General features: G+C 57.1%; 22 protein-coding genes and 2 tRNA genes. 6 read left to right on the top strand and 18 right to left on the bottom strand.

Annotated elements, in window-relative coordinates; genetic code table 11:
- Positions 1–11: 11 nt before the first annotated feature.
- The 3 genes from cheY1 to MUU53_RS00480 form a co-directional block, all read right to left on the bottom strand.
- On the bottom strand, positions 12–377 hold the full coding sequence (gene cheY1, locus MUU53_RS00490) for a chemotaxis response regulator CheY1 (RefSeq protein ID WP_062555331.1): 366 nt from the start codon (positions 375–377) through the stop codon (positions 12–14).
- A complete protein-coding gene (locus tag MUU53_RS00485) occupies positions 374–673 on the bottom strand; it encodes an STAS domain-containing protein (RefSeq protein WP_247259102.1) in 300 nt (99 codons plus the stop codon). The genes cheY1 and MUU53_RS00485 overlap by 4 nt, the downstream gene beginning before the upstream one ends.
- Before the next feature lie 83 nt (positions 674–756).
- Entirely contained in the window at positions 757–2376 is a 1620-nt protein-coding gene (locus tag MUU53_RS00480) for a globin-coupled sensor protein (protein ID WP_247259101.1), read from the bottom strand.
- 850 nt (positions 2377–3226) lie between these two features.
- Between MUU53_RS00480 and mprF the strand changes: the two genes are divergently transcribed.
- The 4 genes from mprF (at position 3227) to MUU53_RS00460 (ending at position 9248) form a co-directional block, all read left to right on the top strand.
- Positions 3227–5827, top strand: a complete 2601-nt coding sequence (gene mprF, locus MUU53_RS00475; RefSeq protein WP_247259100.1) for a bifunctional lysylphosphatidylglycerol flippase/synthetase MprF — start codon at positions 3227–3229, stop codon at positions 5825–5827.
- On the top strand, positions 5824–7200 hold the full coding sequence (locus MUU53_RS00470; protein ID WP_247259099.1) for a virulence factor family protein: 1377 nt from the start codon (positions 5824–5826) through the stop codon (positions 7198–7200). The genes mprF and MUU53_RS00470 overlap by 4 nt, the downstream gene beginning before the upstream one ends.
- 142 nt (positions 7201–7342) lie before the next feature.
- Positions 7343–7975, top strand: coding sequence for a TerC family protein (locus MUU53_RS00465; protein WP_247259098.1), 633 nt, complete (start codon positions 7343–7345; stop codon positions 7973–7975).
- Between the two features lie 46 nt (positions 7976–8021).
- A complete protein-coding gene (locus MUU53_RS00460) occupies positions 8022–9248 on the top strand; it encodes a TIGR03862 family flavoprotein (protein ID WP_247259097.1) in 1227 nt (408 codons plus the stop codon).
- 44 nt (positions 9249–9292) lie between these two features.
- Here MUU53_RS00460 and MUU53_RS00455 read toward each other — a convergent pair whose 3' ends face one another.
- The 12 genes from MUU53_RS00455 to MUU53_RS00400 all read right to left on the bottom strand — a co-directional run bounded on the left by MUU53_RS00455 (position 9293) and on the right by MUU53_RS00400 (position 16860).
- The gene (locus MUU53_RS00455; RefSeq protein WP_062555325.1) at positions 9293–9478 is read right to left on the bottom strand and encodes a hypothetical protein; all 186 of its coding nucleotides are present in this window, start codon (positions 9476–9478) and stop codon (positions 9293–9295) included.
- 79 nt (positions 9479–9557) lie between these two features.
- The gene (locus tag MUU53_RS00450; protein WP_247259096.1) at positions 9558–10655 is read right to left on the bottom strand and encodes a DUF4214 domain-containing protein; all 1098 of its coding nucleotides are present in this window, start codon (positions 10653–10655) and stop codon (positions 9558–9560) included.
- Between the two features lie 117 nt (positions 10656–10772).
- Positions 10773–10848 (bottom strand) — tRNA-Phe (locus MUU53_RS00445).
- Positions 10849–11044: 196 nt separating this feature from the next.
- Positions 11045–11254 carry a DNA gyrase inhibitor YacG gene (gene yacG / locus MUU53_RS00440; RefSeq protein ID WP_247259095.1) on the bottom strand — a complete coding sequence of 70 codons (210 nt, stop codon included), beginning with the start codon at positions 11252–11254 and terminating at the stop codon, positions 11045–11047.
- Position 11255: 1 nt separating this feature from the next.
- Positions 11256–11876, bottom strand: a complete 621-nt coding sequence (locus MUU53_RS00435; RefSeq protein WP_062555322.1) for a Maf-like protein — start codon at positions 11874–11876, stop codon at positions 11256–11258.
- A gap of 48 nt (positions 11877–11924) precedes the next feature.
- Positions 11925–12143, bottom strand: a complete 219-nt coding sequence (gene infA / locus MUU53_RS00430; protein WP_007759621.1) for a translation initiation factor IF-1 — start codon at positions 12141–12143, stop codon at positions 11925–11927.
- Positions 12144–12294: 151 nt separating this feature from the next.
- A complete protein-coding gene (locus tag MUU53_RS00425; protein ID WP_247259094.1) occupies positions 12295–12771 on the bottom strand; it encodes an arsenate-mycothiol transferase ArsC in 477 nt (158 codons plus the stop codon).
- A 2-nt stretch (positions 12772–12773) separates the two neighbouring features.
- A complete protein-coding gene (locus MUU53_RS00420; protein ID WP_247259093.1) occupies positions 12774–13247 on the bottom strand; it encodes a UPF0262 family protein in 474 nt (157 codons plus the stop codon).
- Between the two features lie 6 nt (positions 13248–13253).
- Positions 13254–14549: a histidinol dehydrogenase gene (gene hisD, locus MUU53_RS00415; protein ID WP_247259092.1), complete on the bottom strand. Its 1296-nt coding sequence runs from the start codon at positions 14547–14549 to the stop codon at positions 13254–13256.
- 45 nt (positions 14550–14594) lie between these two features.
- Positions 14595–15029, bottom strand: coding sequence for a DUF2948 family protein (locus tag MUU53_RS00410; protein ID WP_062555493.1), 435 nt, complete (start codon positions 15027–15029; stop codon positions 14595–14597).
- 105 nt (positions 15030–15134) lie between these two features.
- Positions 15135–16427, bottom strand: a complete 1293-nt coding sequence (murA, locus tag MUU53_RS00405; protein ID WP_247259091.1) for a UDP-N-acetylglucosamine 1-carboxyvinyltransferase — start codon at positions 16425–16427, stop codon at positions 15135–15137.
- A gap of 232 nt (positions 16428–16659) precedes the next feature.
- A complete protein-coding gene (locus MUU53_RS00400; protein WP_247259090.1) occupies positions 16660–16860 on the bottom strand; it encodes a hypothetical protein in 201 nt (66 codons plus the stop codon).
- Between the two features lie 152 nt (positions 16861–17012).
- Between MUU53_RS00400 and MUU53_RS00395 the strand changes: the two genes are divergently transcribed.
- Positions 17013–17087 (top strand) — tRNA-Thr (locus tag MUU53_RS00395).
- A 217-nt stretch (positions 17088–17304) separates the two neighbouring features.
- A complete protein-coding gene (locus tag MUU53_RS00390; RefSeq protein ID WP_247259089.1) occupies positions 17305–17775 on the top strand; it encodes a chemotaxis protein CheW in 471 nt (156 codons plus the stop codon).
- Positions 17776–17794: 19 nt separating this feature from the next.
- Here MUU53_RS00390 and galE read toward each other — a convergent pair whose 3' ends face one another.
- From galE to mscL, 3 genes are all read right to left on the bottom strand, one after another.
- A complete protein-coding gene (galE, locus tag MUU53_RS00385; protein ID WP_247259088.1) occupies positions 17795–18826 on the bottom strand; it encodes a UDP-glucose 4-epimerase GalE in 1032 nt (343 codons plus the stop codon).
- Positions 18827–18984: 158 nt separating this feature from the next.
- The gene (locus MUU53_RS00380) at positions 18985–20151 is read right to left on the bottom strand and encodes a pyridoxal phosphate-dependent aminotransferase (RefSeq protein ID WP_247259087.1); all 1167 of its coding nucleotides are present in this window, start codon (positions 20149–20151) and stop codon (positions 18985–18987) included.
- A gap of 100 nt (positions 20152–20251) precedes the next feature.
- Positions 20252–20677, bottom strand: coding sequence for a large conductance mechanosensitive channel protein MscL (gene mscL / locus MUU53_RS00375; RefSeq protein ID WP_247259240.1), 426 nt, complete (start codon positions 20675–20677; stop codon positions 20252–20254).
- Between the last annotated feature and the right edge of the window lie 87 nt (positions 20678–20764).

Genomic DNA, 20764 nt, shown 5'->3' with positions numbered 1-20764 from the left:
GAATTCCCGGTTCAGGCGGTTACACGCTCAATCGCATCAATCAATTTCGCGGGATCAAAAGGCTTGACGATCCAGCCGGTCGCTCCGGCCTGTCGTGCACGGTTCTTCTTTTCCGCGTCACTTTCCGTGGTCAGCACCAGGATCGGCACCGCACGATAACGTTCGTTCCGGCGCACACCCTCGATGAAGCCGAAGCCATCCAGACGGGGCATGTTGATATCGGTGACGATGACGTCTGGATTGCATTCTTCAAGGACTTCAAGGCCTTCCACACCGTCTTCGGCCTGAATGGTTTCGAAGCCCGCATTGTTCAGAGTCACCAGAAGCATGTTCCGGATCGTCCGCGAGTCATCCACGGTAAGTACTTTCTTTTTCACTGCCGAATCTCCTTCGCGAGCAGGTGATCTATGTTGATGCCGATGAGTTGCATGGTCTTGCGAAAAGCATCGGAAACCTTGTCGATGACGAGGCTCTTGCTATCTCTTTCCCAGGCATTGGCCGCAGCCAGCAGGACCTGTACACATTGAACACCGACACGTTCGACGCCGGATGCGTCGATTGCGACATCTTTGCCGCGTAGGGAGATCAATGTACCGTGCAGATTGGACGCCTCATTGAGGTCCAGAACCTTTGCCAGCTTAAGCGTCTCGGCCGATTTGTTATTAACTGCCATTCCAGGACCCTCGTCTCTCGAAACTTCTTGCGGAGCGCGATTTCGCGCTGAAATTCTATTGTCCGGCCTGCGCCGGTCTCCTTTCAACCTGTCAATCCGATTGCCTGGGACGACAGGAATGCCATCATTCCGCCCGAAGAAATCTCGGTCTCATCGATCATCTCTTCCGTCGTCGGTACAGTTTTTCTGGCTTCCCAGATGCGGCTCTTGTCCGAACTGCGTTCAATCCGGAACTCCCGCACCGTCCGCCCCAGTTCCACGATGACCGTCTTGAGTTCATCGCCTTCCTGGCCCAGAGCGCGGGCACGCTCGGCGCTGCGGGCCAGACGCTGATCCAGCACCTCGACATCAAGGCTCATCTTCTCAAGCGCGCGAACCTGTTCGTCTGTTGCACGAGCAAGACCGGAAACCGTTTCGTTGATTCCGGAAACCTGCTGGACGAGACCACCAATCGCATTCTGCGTCTGGTGCACCATCTTCACGCCCGCCTCGACCTGAGATTTAGTACCGCTCACGAGCTGCTTGATTTCACGGGCCGCATCAGCGGAACGCTGCGCAAGAGCCCGAACTTCCTGAGCCACCACGGCAAAGCCTCGGCCAGAATCTCCGGCGCGAGCCGCTTCTATGCCGGCATTCAGCGCAAGAAGGTTCGTCTGGAACGCAATCTCATCGATCACGCCAATAATTTGCCCGATCTTTTCCGCCGACTGCTCGATATCCGACATGGCATTGATCGCCCGCCCGACAACCTTGCCGCTTTCTTCGGCCGCGCGGCGTGCCTCGGACGTCGCCTTTTCCGCCACCGCTGACTCAGCAGCGCTGTCGCGCACCTTCTGTGTCAGATGCGAGATTTCCTTAAACGCTGCAGAGAGCGCCCCAGCCTGCGCATCAACCTCTGTCGCGATTTCGAGCGTCTGGCCAGCAATTGATCCGGCAAGCGTTTCGGCCCGGAGCAGCTTGTCGGAGGCCAATTTTAGCGAGCTGCACATGGCATCCTGTGCCTGATCCAACAGCGAGGAAAGCTCGGCATAGATTTCAGGACGATCTTCAACGACCCGGATGGTCAGATCCTTGTTTGCAAGCGCGGTTGCAACAGGTCCGAACAAATCGTTTGCCTGTGCCTGGTCGCGTTCCCTCTGGTTTGCCAGGGCACGTTGGTGCTTCTGGCGGATTTCATTGATCCGGAGCGATACTGCAATCTCGACATCGACCATCACGACGCGGATAACCGCCTGAACGGCGTCAGTGATTTCTTTCTCGCGCCTACGGGCGGCGGAAAGTAAGGACTTTCCGACGACCTGTTCGAGCAGACCGCCAATCAGAGCCTCCAGCATCACGCCGTGCCCGGCAATATGCCAGCGAGGATCCAGACCCATCCGTCCCTCGGCATCGGAAAGCACCTTCACCCGCTCCGCATAGAGCGCATCGAAACGTGCATCCGTCAGAACGCTCCAGTGGGAAGCCTGCAGGTCATGCAATCTTTCCAGCTGCAGATCGCTCTCGAAATGACGCATCGCATCCGGCGAGGACTGCAGGCGTTGCAGGAAATCGCGAAGGCCTTGCTTCAGGCATCCTTCCAGCGTCGGACGGAACCGGCGCAGAAGCTCGCAGCTTTCTGCATCCAGGCCGGCAAAGGCAAGCCGTTCGCGCAAGCTGCCTGCTTGTGCCTTCCTTGCCTGATCCGTTGCCGTTTCCTGAGCCAAAGCCCGTCCCCAACTGCCGTCCAAAGAGGATCAGCGAAAATTGTTACCGAACCCTCTGCATACAGAGGTTAAAAACATTTTCTGCCCTTCTTGAAAAAGGATACAGACTTCCAGGTTCCATCCGATCGCTGATTTTCATGGGCCACGAACCGGGTTAGGCTCGCGGCGGTTGCCAGAGGGTCCTGGTGAAAATCACTGCTTGATGAAAAGGATACCGGACCAAAACCGGTACGTCGGCGCGGCATCATGCCAGGAAGGAGCGGGTATAGGCCCATCACACTTCGCCTTGTAGAACTAGTTGTATGGTTAATTCCTTGCCTGAAGGTTAATAGCCGAGAGCCTTCAAAGCTTTTCCAAAGTGCTGAAATAGCCTACGCCGTAAGGCTTTGGTGCCAAGTCGATGAAGAGGCGAGATAAAAACTGTTGCGCCTTACCGAATATAATAGTTTTCCAAGGTTCCTCGCGATTACCGTGCAACGGGCTTTGGCGACAATCAATGATAATGTCTTGGATTCTGGCTGCAGTGATCTACACCAATTGGAACAGTTTACTCGTATTTTAACTGATTAATTCATACAAATGCGTAGCCGGGGCGGATAAGGGCAGCGGAATGGAGACATGTCTTCGTACAATCTCAATCTGTGCCTGATAGATCGATCCGGCGCAAAGGCTGCGCGCTGTGTCCAGCGCCGCACTTTTGACCAAATTGACGCGAGAGGAATGTAGTTAAAGAAGCTCTAATTTGCACAAGGCTGAGGTTTCAGTCTCGAAACCTGGGTTCGGAGGTTCAGGCTCCGTCCGTGTGCGACAAGCGCTGCTGTGATCAAGAAACGCATTGCCAGGTATACCGATGGAAAGCCAGGACATACACAATCCCACTACACCACAAGGCAGCCGAATAACCGCCTTCTTTGCGCGTTTCCGGTTCTATCTCACCTGGTTGGCCATGCTCATCGTCTTCGCGATGATGGCCGTCGCTGTCTACAAACTGACAAATGAAGTTCGCTATGACGAAGTCGTTGATGCGCTGGCAGACACGGCCTGGTCGGACATCCTGCTTGCAGCAGTCTTCACGGCACTCAGTTTCGTCTCTCTGATCTATTACGACCTCAATGCACTGGAATACATCGGCAGGAAACTGCGGATCGCGCCCGTGGCTGCGACAGCGTTCACAGCCTATGCGATCGGTAACACAGCTGGCTTCGGGGCTTTGAGCGGCGGCGCAATTCGCTTCAGATCCTACAGCAGGCTCGGGCTGACACCAGAGGATGTGGCGCGGGTCATTGCCTTTGTGACCTTTGCATTCGGCCTTGGATTGCTGGCGGTCAGTTCGCTGACCGCATTGGTCACCGCACCTCGCCTGTCGGCAATCTTGGGCTTCGACCCTGTGTATGTCCGTGTAGGAGCCGTGATTGTTCTGCTGATGCTGGCGTCACTCTTGTTTGTCGGACGAAATGGTCGCCGCGTTCAAATCGTCGGCATCAGGCTTCGTCTGCCCGATACTCTGACCTCATCGCGACAATTCCTGATCACGGCTTTCGATCTCGCGGTATCCGCCTCTGCGCTCTATGTGTTGTTGCCGCCAACCACTATCGGCTGGCCATCCTTCTTTGCGATCTACTCCACGGCGGTTGGTCTTGGCGTTCTCAGCCACGTGCCGGCGGGTCTCGGTGTTTTCGAGGCGGTCATCATTGGAGCACTTGGAAGCTCCATCAGCCTAGATCAGTTGTTGGGGAGTCTTGTCCTCTATCGAATGGTCTATCACGTCCTGCCGTTGACGATCGCAATCGTGATGGTCGTCTTCTCGGAGGCTCGCGCATTCGCGAAGCATCCCGTAGCGGGAGAAATCGGCAATGTGGCCGCCCGACTATCGCCGCCTCTTCTGTCGGCATTCGCCCTGCTCCTGGGCACGATGCTGATCTTCTCCAGCGTCACGCCGACCCCCGATTCGGATCTGGAATTCCTGAAGAAACTGGTTCCTCTACCGGTGGTAGAGGCCGCGCACTTCATCTCGAGCTTGCTGGGCCTCGCCCTCGTCATCACATCCCGTGGACTTGCGCAGAGGCTGGATGGCGCCTGGTGGGTCGCGCTGGTGGCGGGAACGATCGCCTTCCTGTTCTCCTTCGTCCGGGCTCTGGCCTTAGGAGAAGCAACATTTCTCGCGATCTTCATCATCGCAATGCTTCTGAACGGAAAGCGCTTTACGCGGCCCGCATCACTATTCAATCAGGTTCTGAGTACGCCCTGGATCGTGACGCTCGGCATCATTCTGGCCGGTGCGACGACAATTCTGTTCTTCGTTTATCGAGACGTGGATTACAGCAACCAGCTATGGTGGCAGTTCGAATTCTTCAGCGAGGCGCCGCGTGGTCTGCGCGCGCTTCTCGGCGTCAGTATCCTTTCCGGTGCAATTGCCATTTTCAGCCTTCTGCGACCCGCATTCGACAGGCCGGACGAAGTCACCGCGGACGAAATCAGCAAGGCGGTCAGCATTGTTCAGGCACAGGACAGTGCCGATGCGAACCTTGTGCGCATGGGCGACAAGCACGTGATGTTCTCGGAGAGCGGGCGCAGCTTCATCATGTACGGCATCCAGGGCCGATCTTGGATAGCCTTGGGTGACCCGGTTGGAGACAAGGAAGAAACCGCCGAAATGATCTGGCGTTTCGTTGAGCGCGCACGCGATGCGGGCGGACGGGCTGTTCTTTATCAGGTATCGCCAACTCTGCTTTCCTTTTGCGCCGATGCGGGTCTGCGCGCTTTCAAGCTCGGTGAGATGGCATTAGTCAACATGTCCGCCTTTGACCTCAAGGGAGGTCGGCTTGCGGGCCTCAGACAGGCTCTGAACAAAGGCAAGCGCGAGGGCATGGAATTCTCAATCGTCGAGGTCGAGGGTGTGGCCGCACTCATGCCGGAGCTGAGAGCCGTTTCGGACTCCTGGCTGTCGCACCATCAAACGCGCGAAAAGGGCTTCTCTCTCGGTGCGTTTGACGAGGACTACGTCTCCTCAATGCCCGTCGCCATCATTCGCATGAACGACAAGATCATAGCCTTTGCGACCGTATTTCTCACCCAGACGAAATCGGAAGCGAGCGTCGATCTCATGCGGTTCGCGCCCGAGGCTCCTAGAGGCGCCATGGACTTTTTGTTTGTCAGCTTGATCGAGCATCTGAAAATTGCCGAATATCAGTGGTTCAATCTTGGTATGGCGCCGCTGTCTGGCATGTCGCGACGAGAAGTCGCTCCGGTTTGGGACCGGATTGGCAGTACGCTTTTTGAACACGGTGAACGTTTCTACAACTTCAAAGGGTTGAGGGCTTTCAAATCGAAATTTCATCCCCGTTGGGAGCCTCGCTATTTCGCTGTGGCTGGGGGCACGGGAGCCGTACTGGCTCTGATGGACGTTACGCTGCTCATCAGCGGGGGAGTAAGAGGCGTGGTCGGAAAATGAGATCTATCCTGAAGACGGTTGCCATGGGCACTTTCCTCTTGGCACAGGGACTAGCCGTCCCCGCAATGGCACAAAGGTTTGATGTCAACAAGTTCGATACCGGTATGATTCCCTCCCCTCACATTCTGATGCCCCAGGGAGAGGTGAAGGCCAGCATCTTTCTGCTGTCGGATGAGAATGGCTGGAATGCCGACGAAGACAAGCAGGCGGAAGCCCTCACCGAAAAGGGCGCCATCGTCATCGGGATCGATCTTCCGACCTACATCACATCCCTGGGACAGGATCCGGAAGATTGCATCTACATGATCTCCGACATCGAATCGCTGGCACAGCAGGTGCAGCGCTCGCTGGGGAATGGCAGCTACAAGACGCCCATCATTGCCGGCATTGGCACCGGCGCAACCTATGTTCTGGGAATGATGTCGCAGAGCCCTCCGGCCACGATCGGTGAGGCCGTTGCCGTCGATCCGGGTTCTGCGATTGCGCTGCCCAAGGTTCTCTGCACGCCAGCGGAGAAGACAACCATGGCGGGCGGCATCCAGTATGGAATGTCGGATGGAGCCCTCCCCGCACCGACAAGCATATTCCTCACCAAATCGGCGACAGCAGACGGGACGGCCCATGCGCAGTCGCTGAAGAAAGAACAACCGGATATCGATATCGAGCAATCCGACCGATCTGCACAAGAGACTTTGATCCAGGCGCTTTCGGACCGGATCGATGCAGCAAGCCAGGATAATTCTCCGCTCGGATTGCCGCTCACGATCCTCGATACGAAACCGACACTCAATACGATGGCCATCATCATATCAGGAGACGGCGGATGGCGCGACATCGACGCCGATCTTGGCGATGCCCTTCAGGAAGATGGAATTCCAGTCGTTGGCCTTGATTCTCTGCGTTACTTCTGGAGCAAGAAGGATGCGGCCTCTACCGCTGCGGACCTGAGCCGGATTATCCGCGCCTATCGGAAGCAGTGGGGGGTTCAGAACGTCCTCTTGATTGGATATTCCTTCGGGGCAGATCTTTTGCCTTCGACCTACAACCAGCTTCCTGAAGCAGACCGCAGCCGTGTAGTCATGCTGAGCCTGCTTGCCCTTTCCAATTCAGCGGAATTCGAAATCTCCGTTTCAGGCTGGCTTGGGGCATCAGGCAGTGGCGAGGGCGGAAACCCGACGGTTGACCTTGAGAAGATTGATCCCAAGAAGGTTCAGTGCGTCTATGGCACGGAGGATGACGAAGATGCCTGCAAGGCTCTTGCCTCGCGTGGCATCGAAACCATTGGCATTGCAGGCGGTCATCACTTCGACGAGGATTATGAAGCGCTCGCCAAGAAGATTGTGGCATCCCTCAAGAAACGCATCAATTCATGATGAGAACGCATCTTCCCCGCTGATTTTCATGCCGCGCGGCAGTTAACACTTGCCTTGCGGCGGAAAATCTTATGTAGCCAATCATCAAGAGTGATTAGGCGCGCACGCCGGGGGGCAGGTGCGCGATAAGGGACAAAGCGTCATGGAAATCTTTACCGCCGCTGGCCTGGCTGCCTTATTCCAGGTCATTGCGATCGATCTGGTGCTTGCGGGCGACAATGCTATCGTCATCGGGCTGGCTGCTGCTGGACTTCCGACCCACCAGCGCAACAAGGCCATTCTGGTCGGCATCATCGCGGCAACCGTGCTGCGTATCGGCTTCGCAACCATCACGGCCTACCTGCTGGGAATCGTTGGTCTTCAACTGCTGGGTGGGCTGCTGCTCGCCTGGGTCTGCTGGAAAATGTGGGTTGAGCTACGCTCTGCCGATCACAATGCCGAAGACGCAATGACGGATGCGGATGCCGAGAAGACGAAGGTCGACAAGACGTTCGCGCAGGCAGCGACCCAGATCGTTATCGCCGATGTTTCCATGTCGCTGGACAACGTGCTTGCCGTTGCAGGCGCGGCCCAGGACCACACAACTGTTCTGATCATCGGCCTGGTGGTTTCCATTGCTCTCATGGGCCTGGCGGCAAATCTGGTCGCGCGCATTCTCCACCGCTATCGCTGGATCGCCTATCTTGGCCTTGCCGTCATTGTCTATGTCACGGCAAACATGATCTATCATGGCAGCGTCGAAGTCTGGCCCTACATCCAGCAGTGGCTTGCCTGACCAACCTTGAAAGCGGGAAGCTATACGGCTCCCCTCCAGGATGAGAATGTCAGAAACTGCGCGGCAAAGCGACGTCATCATCGTAGGCGGTGGCCCGGCAGGCCTCATGGCCGCGGAGGTACTCAGCCTCCGTGGCATCACTGTTTCGGTCTACGATTCCATGCCTACGTTTGCGCGCAAATTTCTGCTGGCAGGAAAATCCGGTCTCAACATCACGCATTCCGAGGACTACACCGTCTTCAGGCGCCGCTTCGGAACATCAACTGAACGCCTTTCCGCTGCACTCGACGCACTGACGCCGACAGATCTGAGAGCATGGTGCGACGGCCTAGGAACGAAGACTTTCGTGGGAAGCTCGGGCCGGGTCTTTCCGGTCGCGATGAAAGCTTCCCCCTTGCTCAGATCGTGGCTCGCACGCTTGCAGATGCAGGGCGTTCGCTTCCACAGCCGGCATAGATTGATATCACTTGAGGGGCGGACTGCAGTCTTCGATACGCCCAGCGGTGAAGTGCGAACATCCGGCCGCACAATGCTTCTTGCCATGGGCGGGGCAAGCTGGCCCAGGCTTGGATCGGATGCCGCCTGGGTGCCCATGCTTGCCTCTCTGGGCGTTGAAATTTCGAAACTGCGCCCGGCCAATTGCGGTTTCGACGTGGCGTTCTCCGATTTCTTCCTGGCCAAGTTCGCGGGAGAGCCACTCAAATCCGTCAGCATCACATCCCGTGCAGGCACGACGCAGGGTGAATTCGTGATTTCCCGCCATGGCGTGGAAGGAAGCCTTGTCTACGCCCATGCTCAGGCTCTGCGGGACGATTTCTTGTCCATCGATCGCGCGGCAATCGTTGTGGATCTCGCACCTGGCCGTAGCGAGGCGCAACTGACCACAGCCCTGGAGAGGCAGCCGACGACGCAGAGCCTTTCAAACCGGCTCAGAAAGGCGGCAGGACTGTCTCCGGTAAAGATCGCTCTGTTGAGAGAGTGTGCGTCCACCGATGCCTTCTCCAGCGCTGCGTCGCTGTCCCGGCAGATCAAAAGCCTGCATATTCCGCTTGTTCGCCCGCGCCCGATTGAAGAGGCGATCTCTTCGGCAGGCGGAATTTCCTGGGCGGAGCTGGACGAGAATTTCATGCTGACGAAACAGCCTGGCCTGTTTGCCGCTGGCGAGATGATCGACTGGGAGGCTCCGACAGGCGGTTATCTGCTCACGGCCTGCCTGGCGACGGGCAAAGCGGCGGCGAACGGAATTCTGGATTATCTGAAGCCGGTACTCTGAAGCCGATACTCTGGCCGGCGTCACATCTTGCAAATCTGTCGGTGTTACTGCCACAGCCAGATTGCCAGAACGAACGGTACGACTTCGCTTGCCAAAGCGGCAATCGTCAACAGGAACAGTCCTATGTTGGAAAGCCGTCGCTTTCGTTGCTGCGCGGGCGTTTCCTCGTCAGGCAGCGGCTCCACGTGACCGGGTGGATAAATCTCCACTTTTCCCCGTTCATCGTCCACCTGCATTCTCCAACCGCCGAATATATCCGCTACCTATCATGCCAGATCCGGCAGAACAACGAAGCGCGACGGGCATCGGCTACACGTACCAGATTCCGTCTTTGATATCTGCGCTGACATTGGCAACGTTTTCGACGCTCTCGGAGAAATCCGCCAGAACGGACGCCTTGGTCGTACCGGCTTGCAACTGACCAACCCAATAGGCCATGCCAGCCGCTTCGCCTGCCCGATGCAAAACATTCTGGTAGAGCTTGGCGATGTAATCATTGTTGGAAACGGTGCTGCCATAGACCGACGCAAACTCGGCCGATATCAGAAAGCCCACCGCCGCATCCTTCAAGGTCTTGCCGCCGTCCAGCAGTTGGATCCAATAACCTAGACCAGTCATATCCGGCTTTCGATCAAAGGCCGCCTGATAAAGCCGATAGGCCTGTCCGGCATTGCCTTCCGCATCCAGCGCAAGAGTGCCATCTGTGAAGGATAGACGCTCAACGGCGATCAACTGGTCACGCCCGGTGCCGCTGGCGCTCAGCATCCATGCGCCGCCATCCTGAACAAGAGACACATCAGCACGTTTCAGTGCATAAACGGTCGTATCGACGCCTGCTCCACCATTGAAGACGTCATTGCCACTACCGGCAACAAAGCGGTTCGCCTTGTCGAGGTTATCGACGAAGCTATCCGGCGTGTCGTATCCGGCGAACTGTCGAAGATAATCCACCAGTGTCGTCCCGTTTGCATCGCTGGAGGTAACAACGCCCCCGGACTTAACGAAATCGATAAGCTTCTGCGTGCCCAGAAGATGGGTTGCGGCAATCATCCCGGTTTTGGTCAGCGCAATACCGTTCAACGTCTGACCGGCGTAGAACTCTAGATCAAAATAGCGCACACGGCTCCAAAGCAGCGTGAACCAGGCACCTGCCGCCTTATCCTGCTCTGCAGGACTGCGCAGAAACTCGGTGAGCGAGTCGATGCCGTTCTTACCGAGGAAACCTTTGCTGTAGACGTTATCATAGACGTTTGAATCGCGGGGCGCGTAACCCAGGTCGATCAGCGCGGCCTCGCCGAATTGATAAGCACCTGCATATCCAAAACGGTTGACGACGGAATAGTCGCCGCCGGATTCCCGCGCGCGCAGAGCCGCAAAAAAATCGCTGTAGGAGCCTCTACTTGCCATGACTTCACTCTGGGACGGTACACTTGCCCGGAGAGTATCTGCAGGTCATCAACATGCAGTTAGCCGCGCAAAATAAAAGCGACCACTAGCCAACCATCTATCCAAATGATGAAAAAATGGTGCCCGGAGGCGGATTTGAACCACCGACACGCGGATTTTCAATCCGCTGCTCTACCAACTGAGCTATCCGGGCATCTTGGTTTTTTTACAAACCTTCAGGCTTCTCTTGAAGCCTCCGGGCGTTTCCCCCGGGAGCGAGCGGGGTTATAACATCTTGTTCGGACATGGCAAGCGGCTTTGCCAACTTTTTTGAACCTTCTGTGAAAAATAGTCCTTCGCCAGTTCAAGAAATTGATTTCACTGGGTAATTCTGCCGCAACTTCTCGCAGTCAGCGCTCTTCACCATCCGCCTTTGCTTCATCATCGGCCACAGGAATGGCATAGGAACCGTTCAGCCAACGCGAGAGGTCGAGCGTGCGGCAGCGGTCCGAGCAGAAGGGGTAATGATCGCGAACCGATGGCTTGCCGCATTCCGGACAAGGGCGCGCCTTGCGCAAGGGCTCAACCTTTGCGCCTGTCATTTTCGAGGTATCGGTCATTTCAGTTCTCCGGCCACAATCCAGCCAGTTCATAGCCTTCGCCATTCAGCAGCAAGGCTGTTTCGTAAAGCGGCAAGCCAACGACATTCGTATAGGAACCGACGAGTTTCTGGACAAAACTGCCGGCTATGCCCTGGATGGCATAGGCTCCAGCCTTGCCGCGCCACTGATCGGACGCGAGGTAGGCTTCAATTTCACGGGTCGACAACCGCTTGAAGCGCACCTTCGTCTCGACAACCTTTTGCCGGAACTGGCCACCGGGCGTCACCAGGCAAATGCCTGTGTAAACCCAGTGCCCGCGGCCAGAGAGAAGATGGAGAGCCGCAGAAGCCTCATCCATGTATTCTGTCTTGCCGAGAATGCGGCGGCCAACAGCCACGACCGTATCGGCTGATAGGATATAGCTTTGCCGCCAGGCCAGATCATCCTTCACGGCTGCAAATGCCGCCTCCGCTTTTTCCAGCGACAGGCGGCGAGCAAGCGAACGCGGATGCTCCGACTTCTTGGGCGTCTCATCAATATCCATCGGCATCAGCCGGGATGGCTTGATCCCCACCTGGTTGAGAAGATCAAGGCGCCTGGGAGAACCCGAGGCGAGAATGAACTTTTGATCCAGCGGCATGGAGATCCTCGGACTAGCCTTCCGGGTAGAGACCCAGAGGTTCGCTCTTTACTTGAAGCGATAGGTGATGCGACCCTTGGTCAGGTCGTAGGGGGTCATTTCCACCAGCACCTTGTCACCGGCCAGAACGCGGATACGGTTCTTGCGCATACGACCTGCCGTATGCGCGATGATCTCATGCTCGTTTTCCAGCTTCACGCGGAATGTCGCGTTCGGCAGCAATTCGGTTACGATGCCCGGAAATTCGAGAACTTCTTCTTTCGCCATGGAGAGCTTTTCTTCCTGTGTTGTCCTGGATGTGCAGCCACAGTTTGGCCGCAGCTTTAAAATTGCGCGGAAACTACACGTTCGCCGCACGTTTGTGAACCTCGAAGGTAGGCGAATCTCGCAGCTTGTAAGATCTTATGTCAGATGCCGTTCAGATTGTCTGGTGCCCCTGCAGCAGTGGCAGGGCGAAACGCGCCTCGATCCGTTTCAAAAGCTCATCGCGCACCCCGCGATAGGCATCCAGAATGCGCTCACGGGTGCCGGTCTCAAGCGTCGGATCCGCCGTCTGCCAATATTCAACATCAATTGCCTGGGCTCGTGTCGCTTCAAGGGCACGATGATGGGCTTCCGGTGACAGAGTCACGATGATGTCGAAATAATCGTCTTCAAGCTCATCCAGCGTCTGCGGCGGATGTTTGGGCCGCGATAGGCCAATCTCATCCAGAACGACATCGACGAACGGATCGGCCTCGCCTGCCTTTACGCCAGCCGATCTGACATAGATATCGGGAGGCAAGAGACGTTTTGCAATAGCCTCCGCCATGGGAGATCGGATCGCATTCATGCCGCACATGAACAGAATGGCGCCTGGACGTATGAGTTGGCTCGATCCTGCGGTGGTCTCCATGCTTACCCCCGCCAATAGAGTACACAGACCAGCGTGAACAGACGCCGCGACGTGTCGAAATCCAAGAGGATCTTACCCTTCAGTCTGTCCTGCAGGATTTCAGAGCCTTCGTTGTGAATGCCCCGTCTTCCCATATCGATGGCTTCGATCTGTGACGGCGTGGAGCTTCGGATGGCTTCATAATAGCTTTCGCAGATCATGAAGTAGTCCTTGATGATCCGTCGCAGCGGCGTCAGCGAAAGGATATGCGTGGCAACCGCCTCCCCGCTTTCAGTCGAGATTGAAAAAACCAGTTTGGAATCTACCAGCGAGAGTTGAAGGCGATAGGGCCCGCCAGCATGGCCTACGGGCTCGAAGCGGTTTTCCTCGATCAGGTCAAAGATGGCGACGGCTCGTTCATGTTCGACATCCGGCGTCGATCGGCCGATGCTGTCGTCCAGCACCACGTCGAACAGCCGAAAGTCCCCATTTGCCATCAATCATCACCCCTGGTTCAGGCGAATAGAAACCGAACGGGCGTGCGCATCAAGCCCCTCTGATTGAGCAAGCGTGATGGCGGCCGGTCCAAGCTCTCGCAACTGTTCGGGACCCAGCCGAAGGATGGAGGTCCTTTTCACGAAATCCAGGACGGACAGGCCGGAGGAAAAGCGCGCAGAACGCGCAGTCGGCAGAACATGGTTCGAGCCGCCCACATAGTCGCCAATGACTTCCGGCGTGTGGCGGCCGACGAAAATAGCGCCTGCATTGCGGATGCCGGCAAGCAGCCTGTCCGGATCGGCCACAGCTAGTTCCAGATGTTCAGCAGCGATGCGGTTGGCAAGCGGCAGCGCCACCTGAAGATCCGGCACGAGAATGATGGCGCCAAAATCGCGCCAGCTCAGGGCCGCTGTTTCGGAGCGGGAAAGCGTCTTCAACTGACGCTCGACGGCCTGCTCGACAGCAAGACCGAGCGACTTGTCATTGGTGATGAGAATCGCCTGAGCGCCCGCGTCATGCTCTGCCTGGGCCAGAAGATCGGCCGCCAGCCAGTCCGGATTGTTTTCGCCATCGGCAATCACCAGAACCTCCGAAGGTCCGGCAATCATATCGATACCGACCGTGCCGAAGACCTGCCGCTTTGCCGCAGCGACATAGGCATTGCCGGGACCGACGATCTTGTAGACCGGCGCGATGGATTGCGTTCCATAGGCAAGCGCTGCCACGGCCTGCGCACCGCCAATGCGATAGATCTCCGAGACACCGGCAATCCTGGCGGCCACCAGAACGGCAGGATTGATCTCTCCGCCGGAGGCAGGGCAGACCATGACGACACGCTCGACACCGGCCACGCGCGCGGGAACCGCATTCATGAGAACCGAACTCGGATAGCTTGCCGTACCACCTGGAACGTAGAGACCTACCGCTTCGATGGCGGTCCAGCGCGACCCCAGCCCAACGCCGAGAGCATCCTCGTAGATGTCGTCCTTCGGCATCTGGCGGGCGTGATGTTTCTCGATCCGATGGGCGGCAAGTTTCAGAGCCTCGATGACGGTATCATCGACTGCAGCGAAAGCGGCTTCAATCTCCGCGTCCGTTACCCGCAAGCCGACCTGCTTCAGATCGACGCGATCAAAGCGGGTGGAATAGTCGATCAGGGCCTCATCGCCACGAATGCGGACATCATCCACAATCGCGCGCACGGTCGCATTCACATCTTCCGAAACTTCGCGCTTCGTCGTCAAGAATGCCGCGAACCGCGCTTCAAAGTCCCCTGCCGTCTGATCCAGCCAGATTGCCACCGTTTCATCCCTCTATCATTCAGAACGAAAATGGCGAGGCTGCCGTCAGGCGTCGTGCTTCGGCCGGTTTTCCGTTCCCCAGACGCCACCGGTATCTGCCAGTTGCGCCTCAATACATTCCACATCCAGGCTGATCGCAGAGCCACCCGCCAAGGTCAACTCGATCGTGCCATCCGGCCCCTCATCCTTTCGAGAGAACCGTATCGCCAGAAGGGAGTAGACAGCCTGGTCGTCCCGCCGATCAATACCCAAAGTGCGCACCGCTTGCACGCGCTTGAAGCTCAGGGCAGCCTTGCGCCGCTCGTAACCTTCGCTCGCCCGTGCCGCCTTTTCCCACACAAAGCGGTTCACCACCAGAGAGAAATGGCCGCGCTTTCCGTGCCATTCGAGATCCGATGCCTTGAACACGCTATCCTGCATATGGGCCGAGATGATTTGCAAATCTTCATCATCCAGCGCAAGCAGTTTCAGTTCTGTTATCTCTGCCATTGAGAGCCTCTTCATCGCGCCGAAACCGGCTTGTTCATCTGGCTCTGGAGATAGGATGAGCGGCGACAGGAAACAACCCGTCACCGCTGCAAGCTGTCACTCGCTGACGCGCTCCACGACCGCGCCGCAGCGGGTGAGTTTCTCTTCCAACCGCTCGAAGCCGCGGTCCAGATGATAGACGCGGTTGACGATGGTTTCACCTTCGGCTGCCAGACCCGCGATGACAAGCGAGACGGAAGCGCGCAGATCCGTTGCCATGACCGGAGCGCCCTTCAGGCGCTGAACGCCTTCTACGCGCGCCATCTGACCGGAGAGCGAAATACGGGCCCCCAGACGTGCCAGTTCCTGCACATGCATGAAACGATTTTCGAAAATCGTTTCCGTAATGTGGGAAACGCCGCTGGAGCGCGTCATCAGCGCCATGAACTGCGCTTGCAGATCCGTCGGGAAGCCGGGGAAAGGTTCGGTCACGATATCGACGGGGTGAATGCCGTGGCCATTTCGTACCACGCGCAGGCCTGTTTCAGTTGCCGTGATTTCAGCCCCCGTCTGGCGCAGAACATCCAGCGCATTCTCCAGCAAGGCGGCGCTGGTGCCTTCAAGCGTCACATCACCGCCCGTCATGGCAACGGCCATGGCGTAGGTTCCGGTTTCGATGCGGTCGGGCAGCACGCGGTGACGGGCGCCGGAGAGGTTCGTCACACCTTCGACCGTGATGGTCCGGGTGCCTGCGCCGGTAATTCTTGCCCCCATGGCATTGAGGCAGTTCGCAAGATCCTCAACCTCTGGCTCACGCGCAGCATTATCGATAATCGTCGTTCCCTTGGCCAGGGTCGCCGCCATCATCATGACGTGGGTTGCGCCGACAGAGACCTTGGGGAAGGTGTACTTTGCACCGACGAGCCCACCGGACGGCGCTGTCGCATTGACATAGCCACCGTCGATTTCGATGTTGGCGCCAAGTGCCTGCAAGCCTTCGAGGAAGAGATCGACGGGGCGCGTTCCGATAGCGCAGCCACCCGGCAACGAAACGCGAGCCTTGCCTTCACGCGCAAGAAGCGGCCCTATGACCCAGAAGCTGGCGCGCATCTTCGACACGAGTTCGTAAGGTGCCGTGGTATCTGCAATTGTGCGGCAAGTGAAGTGGATGGTGCGGGAATAGCCATCCTCCTGCCGCTCGCGGCGACCGTTTACGGCAATATCGACACCATGATTACCAAGAATGCGCATTAATCCCTCGACATCGGCCAGATGCGGCACGTTTTCGAGCGTCAGCGTATCGCTTGTGAGCAACGATGCGATCATCAACGGCAGAGCCGCATTCTTAGCGCCCGAAATGGGAATGATTCCACGCAGCCGATTGCCACCCGAAATTCTGATGCGATCCATTCAATCTTTACGGACAGCGAGGTCCGCCTTTCCTGTTGCGGGGTTTGGCTATAGCCGCCTTTTGGGCCATACCGCCAATCCAAACCAAATCATCTTGCTTGCAGGCCGCGGCTCAGGCCACTCTCCTGATCCGGTCCGGCTGGATGAATATCCAGTCATAGAAGTGGGGCGTGCATAAACGAAATCGAGAAATCCTTCAATTCTTCGCTCGTCCTGGCACAGCCCGCCGCAATCAATCGTCTGATTGCTGCAGTTTTGCGGCAGGCAGTCCATCTGTCAGGTCAGCCTCTCCATCGCGCCGAGCGCGGGCCTGCTGTTTGCGACGTTGCAGATTTTCGCGCAGCTTCTGGGCTGCACGCGCACGCCGCAACTCCGCCTCGGTAGGCTGGCGGCGCTGCACGATTGAAGGGTCCGATTCGTTATTGTCGCTCATGCAGAGTTCCATAGCCGATCGCGAGGGATTGCTGAAGAGGAACAGGTTTTGATGAGTTTTGGCAAATTTGTAGAAGTTGCGGCTTGCACTGCCGGCCAAGCTATGGCAATAGGCCGCTCACTTGCAGCGCGGCAACCCATCGACGCGCTCCTGCTGCAGTAGCTCAGTGGTAGAGCACTCCCTTGGTAAGGGAGAGGTCGGGAGTTCAATCCTCCTCTGCAGCACCATTTATTGCACGCAACGTTGTTCATGTGATCTTCGGTGCCTTGAATGGTTAATCCTTCGCTGTTTTCCCCTTTCAGAAATTAGCAAAGCATCAAGGTTCTCAAGCAATAATCCGTGGAATACGCGATTTGATTCGGTTGGGACCTAGACAGGTTGAGGTTGAGCCTGCAGCGGGGACAAGTCCGGATCGGTCATGCATCATTCCAAGGGGTTGACGTCATGAATACGGTACAGATGAGCGGCGAAGAAGTGCTCGAAATCATTGCGTTTCGTCTACACTCACAAGAATTTTGCGTGCGCACCACCTCTATCCGCGAGATTCGCGGCTGGGCGCCGGTGACGCCGCTTCCCCATTCGCCTTACGAAGTCATCGGCGTGATGAACCTTCGCGGCACGGTCATCCCGATCGTCGATTTGGCCGTCAAGCTCGGCATGCACAATACCGAGGTCAATGAACGTAGCGCCATCGTTGTTGCCGATATCAAGGGCATGACTGTCGGTCTGCTGGTCGACCGCGTGTCGGACATCATGACGATCCCATCTAGCCGCCTTCAGCCGGTTCCGGCTGCGGCGGGGTCCAGCGGCGCCTTTTCCGATGGGCTGATCGCCCATGACAGTGGCATGATCTGCTTCCTCAACTTGGAGCGAATGTTCGACGCAGGAGATGACGATTGGGGCATGGTGGCCTGAGCCGAATTTCGGCTCCACATCAAAAGTTTGCCACAAGCTTGCGGTGGATCGCCGCAAGATCGCCCTCTCGTTTTGCCCAGAGATTGGATTCCCATTCGAGTGCAGTCATGACAATACGGTCCAGCGAATTGAGTTTCGGCTTCCAACCGAGCAAACGCCGGGCGAGCGTGGAATCCGCGATCACCGCAGCCGAATCTCCCGGGCGGCGAGGACAAAAGCGAACCGGAAAATCGGTTCCATGTACACGCTTCACCGATTCGATGACCTGCAAAACTGAATAGCCTGCGCCATATCCGCAATTGGCTGTAATTGGATCTCCGCCACGCCGCAGGTAGGACAAGGCATTGAGATGCGCCTCCACAAGATCGCTGACGTGGATGTAGTCACGAACACCCGTACCATCCGGCGTCGAATAGTCGGTCCCGTAAACATCAATGGAAGACCGCCGACCAAGGGCCGCTTCACACGCCAACTTGATGAGATGCGTTGCCCCTTCCGTCGAGAGACCCGTACGTCCCTTCGGATCGGCTCCGGCGACGTTGAAATAACGAAGCACTACATAGCGGAAATCATGCGCGCGCGCTGCATCCCGCAACATCATCTCCGACATCAGCTTCGATTGCCCGTAGGGGTTCTTCGGCACGGTGGGATTTGTTTCCCGCACCAACCCCTCGCCAGCCTCATCGCCATAGACAGCTGCCGTAGATGAAAAGACAAAGTGCTTGATGCCAGCCTCGATGGCCGCAGCAGCCAGAACGCCTGTCTTCGAGGTGTTGTTCTCGTAATATTCAAGCGGATGGGCGACAGACTGAGGTACAACGATGGAGCCCGCAAAATGCAGGATCGCATCGATGCTGTTTTCGGCAAAGACCCGTTTCAGGGTTTCGCGGTCACCGACATCCCCGAAATAAAAGCGCGCCGCATCCGGCACCGCCCAGCGGAAACCGCTGGACAGGCGATCGAGAACGACAACCTCTTCGCCAGCATCCAGCAATGCCCAAACCATATGGCTACCAATGTAGCCCGCTCCACCTGTCACCAGAACAGCCATGTCCGATGCTCCTGCCAATTTTGTTCTGGCAGCATGGAAACATGTTCCGCTTCAGGAGACCTTACCGCGGAGCTTGACGATAAGGTATTGTTCTGGCTGTAGAAAACGAAACGTCTATAGTTTTGCTACAATTTTATCCAACTGCGCCATGAAGGCACTCAGAGCTTGGCGATATACTCCGCCAGACGTCCCGCTGCCTCGGTAATCTGCCTTGGATCTCGCAGGAAGCAGGCGCGTAAAAACGCACCTCCCCCAGGACCAAAGGCGGTTCCCGGCGCAAGCCCCACAAGCGTCTTGTCCACGATGTCGAAGGCTGCGGCACGAGGGTCGTCGATGCCGTCGATCTTCAAAAAAGCATACAGTGCACCATCGGGTTTGCGGGTCTGCACGCGGTTTGTTGCGATCAGCGCGTCGCACAGGATATCCCGCGACGTGCAGGCGCGTTCGATGTTCGAGCGCACGAAATCATCCCCCTCTTCCAGCGCTGCAATGGCTCCGCGTTGCATGAACGGTGTCAGCCCTGAGCTGGAATACTGGATCAGATTTTCGAATACCTGACCGATTTCAGGCGGTGCAACGATCCAGCCGACACGCCAGCCGGTCATCGACCAGTTCTTGGAAAAGGAATTGGCGTAGAGAATGCGATCGTCAGGCTCTTGGATATCCATGAAGGACGGCGCGCGAGGACCATGGTAGTAATAAAGGGCGTAGATCTCATCCGCGATGATCCAGAGCCCATGCTTCCGGGCAAGCGCTAGAATTTCCTGCAGATCCTCCTGCGTTGCGGTCCAGCCCGTCGGATTAGACGGTGTATTGATGAAGAGCGCCCTCGTGCGCGACGTGATTGCCTTTTCGATCTTTGTCACGTCCAGCGACCAGCCACCGTTGACATAGTCCACCTCGACCGGCACCGGCTTAGCCCCTGAAATGCCAACAGCGGCCACGATGTTCGGCCAGCTCGGCGTCAGATAGACGATCTCATCGCCTGGCGAGGCAACGGCCTGGACGCACAGGTTGATGGCGTGCATGCCTGAACTGGTGGCGAAGAAATGTTCGAAGGGCCGCTCAACGCCAAAATGACGCTGGTAGTAGCGCGAGAGAGCCTGGCGCAGTTCCGGCAGGCCACGCTGCCAGGTGTAGAAGGTTTCCCCGGCGTCCAGCGCGTCTTTGGTGGCACGATTGATGAAATCGGGGCTTGGCAGATCGCCTTCACCTGCCCAGAGCGGGATAAGGCCCTGACGTCCTCGTGCATAGTTCACCAGTTCAACGATACCGCTTTGCGGCGCGGCGAGCGCACGGGCGCTCAGGCTTTCCTTCAAGGTCATGCAATCGATCTCCAAACGGTTGCATGTTCATAAAGGAAAGCGCGAGCAAAATCCCATTCGTTTCAGTGTACGAACATTCGATTGATTTGATGGATCGCGATCAGGCGCGGGTCTTGAGGAGATCGCGGATCTCGGTCAGCAGTTGCACATCGGCTGGTGGCGGCGCCGGGATCGCGTCCGCCGGCTTCTTTTCCTCCGCTGCACGGATGCGGTTCACGCCCTTGACCATCAGGAAGATGATCCAAGCCAGAATGAGGAAGTTGATGATCACGGTCAGGAACTTGCCGTAGGCAAAGACCGGCCCCTGCGCCTTCGCGGCCTCAAGGGTCGGCGCCGTAACGGTCGAGCTCAGGGCGAAGAAATAATCGGAGAAATCGATGCCTCCGATGACCACGCCCACGACGGGCATGACGACATCATTGACCAGCGAATTGACGATGCCGGTAAAGGCACCGCCGATGATAATACCGACGGCAAGATCCACAACATTGCCCTTGGCGATGAAAGATCGGAATTCGCTAACCATAGACATGACTGTTCCCCTCAGTTTTCAATGACATGCGCTGTTTCTACTATAGCGACGACTTGTGCCTTGGGAAGGTGCAATGGACGA

The sequence above is a fragment of the Affinirhizobium lemnae genome (genome assembly GCF_022968395.1).
GTDB classification, from domain to species: domain Bacteria; phylum Pseudomonadota; class Alphaproteobacteria; order Rhizobiales; family Rhizobiaceae; genus Neorhizobium; species Neorhizobium lemnae.
This window is presented reverse-complemented; position numbering and strand designations above follow the sequence as displayed.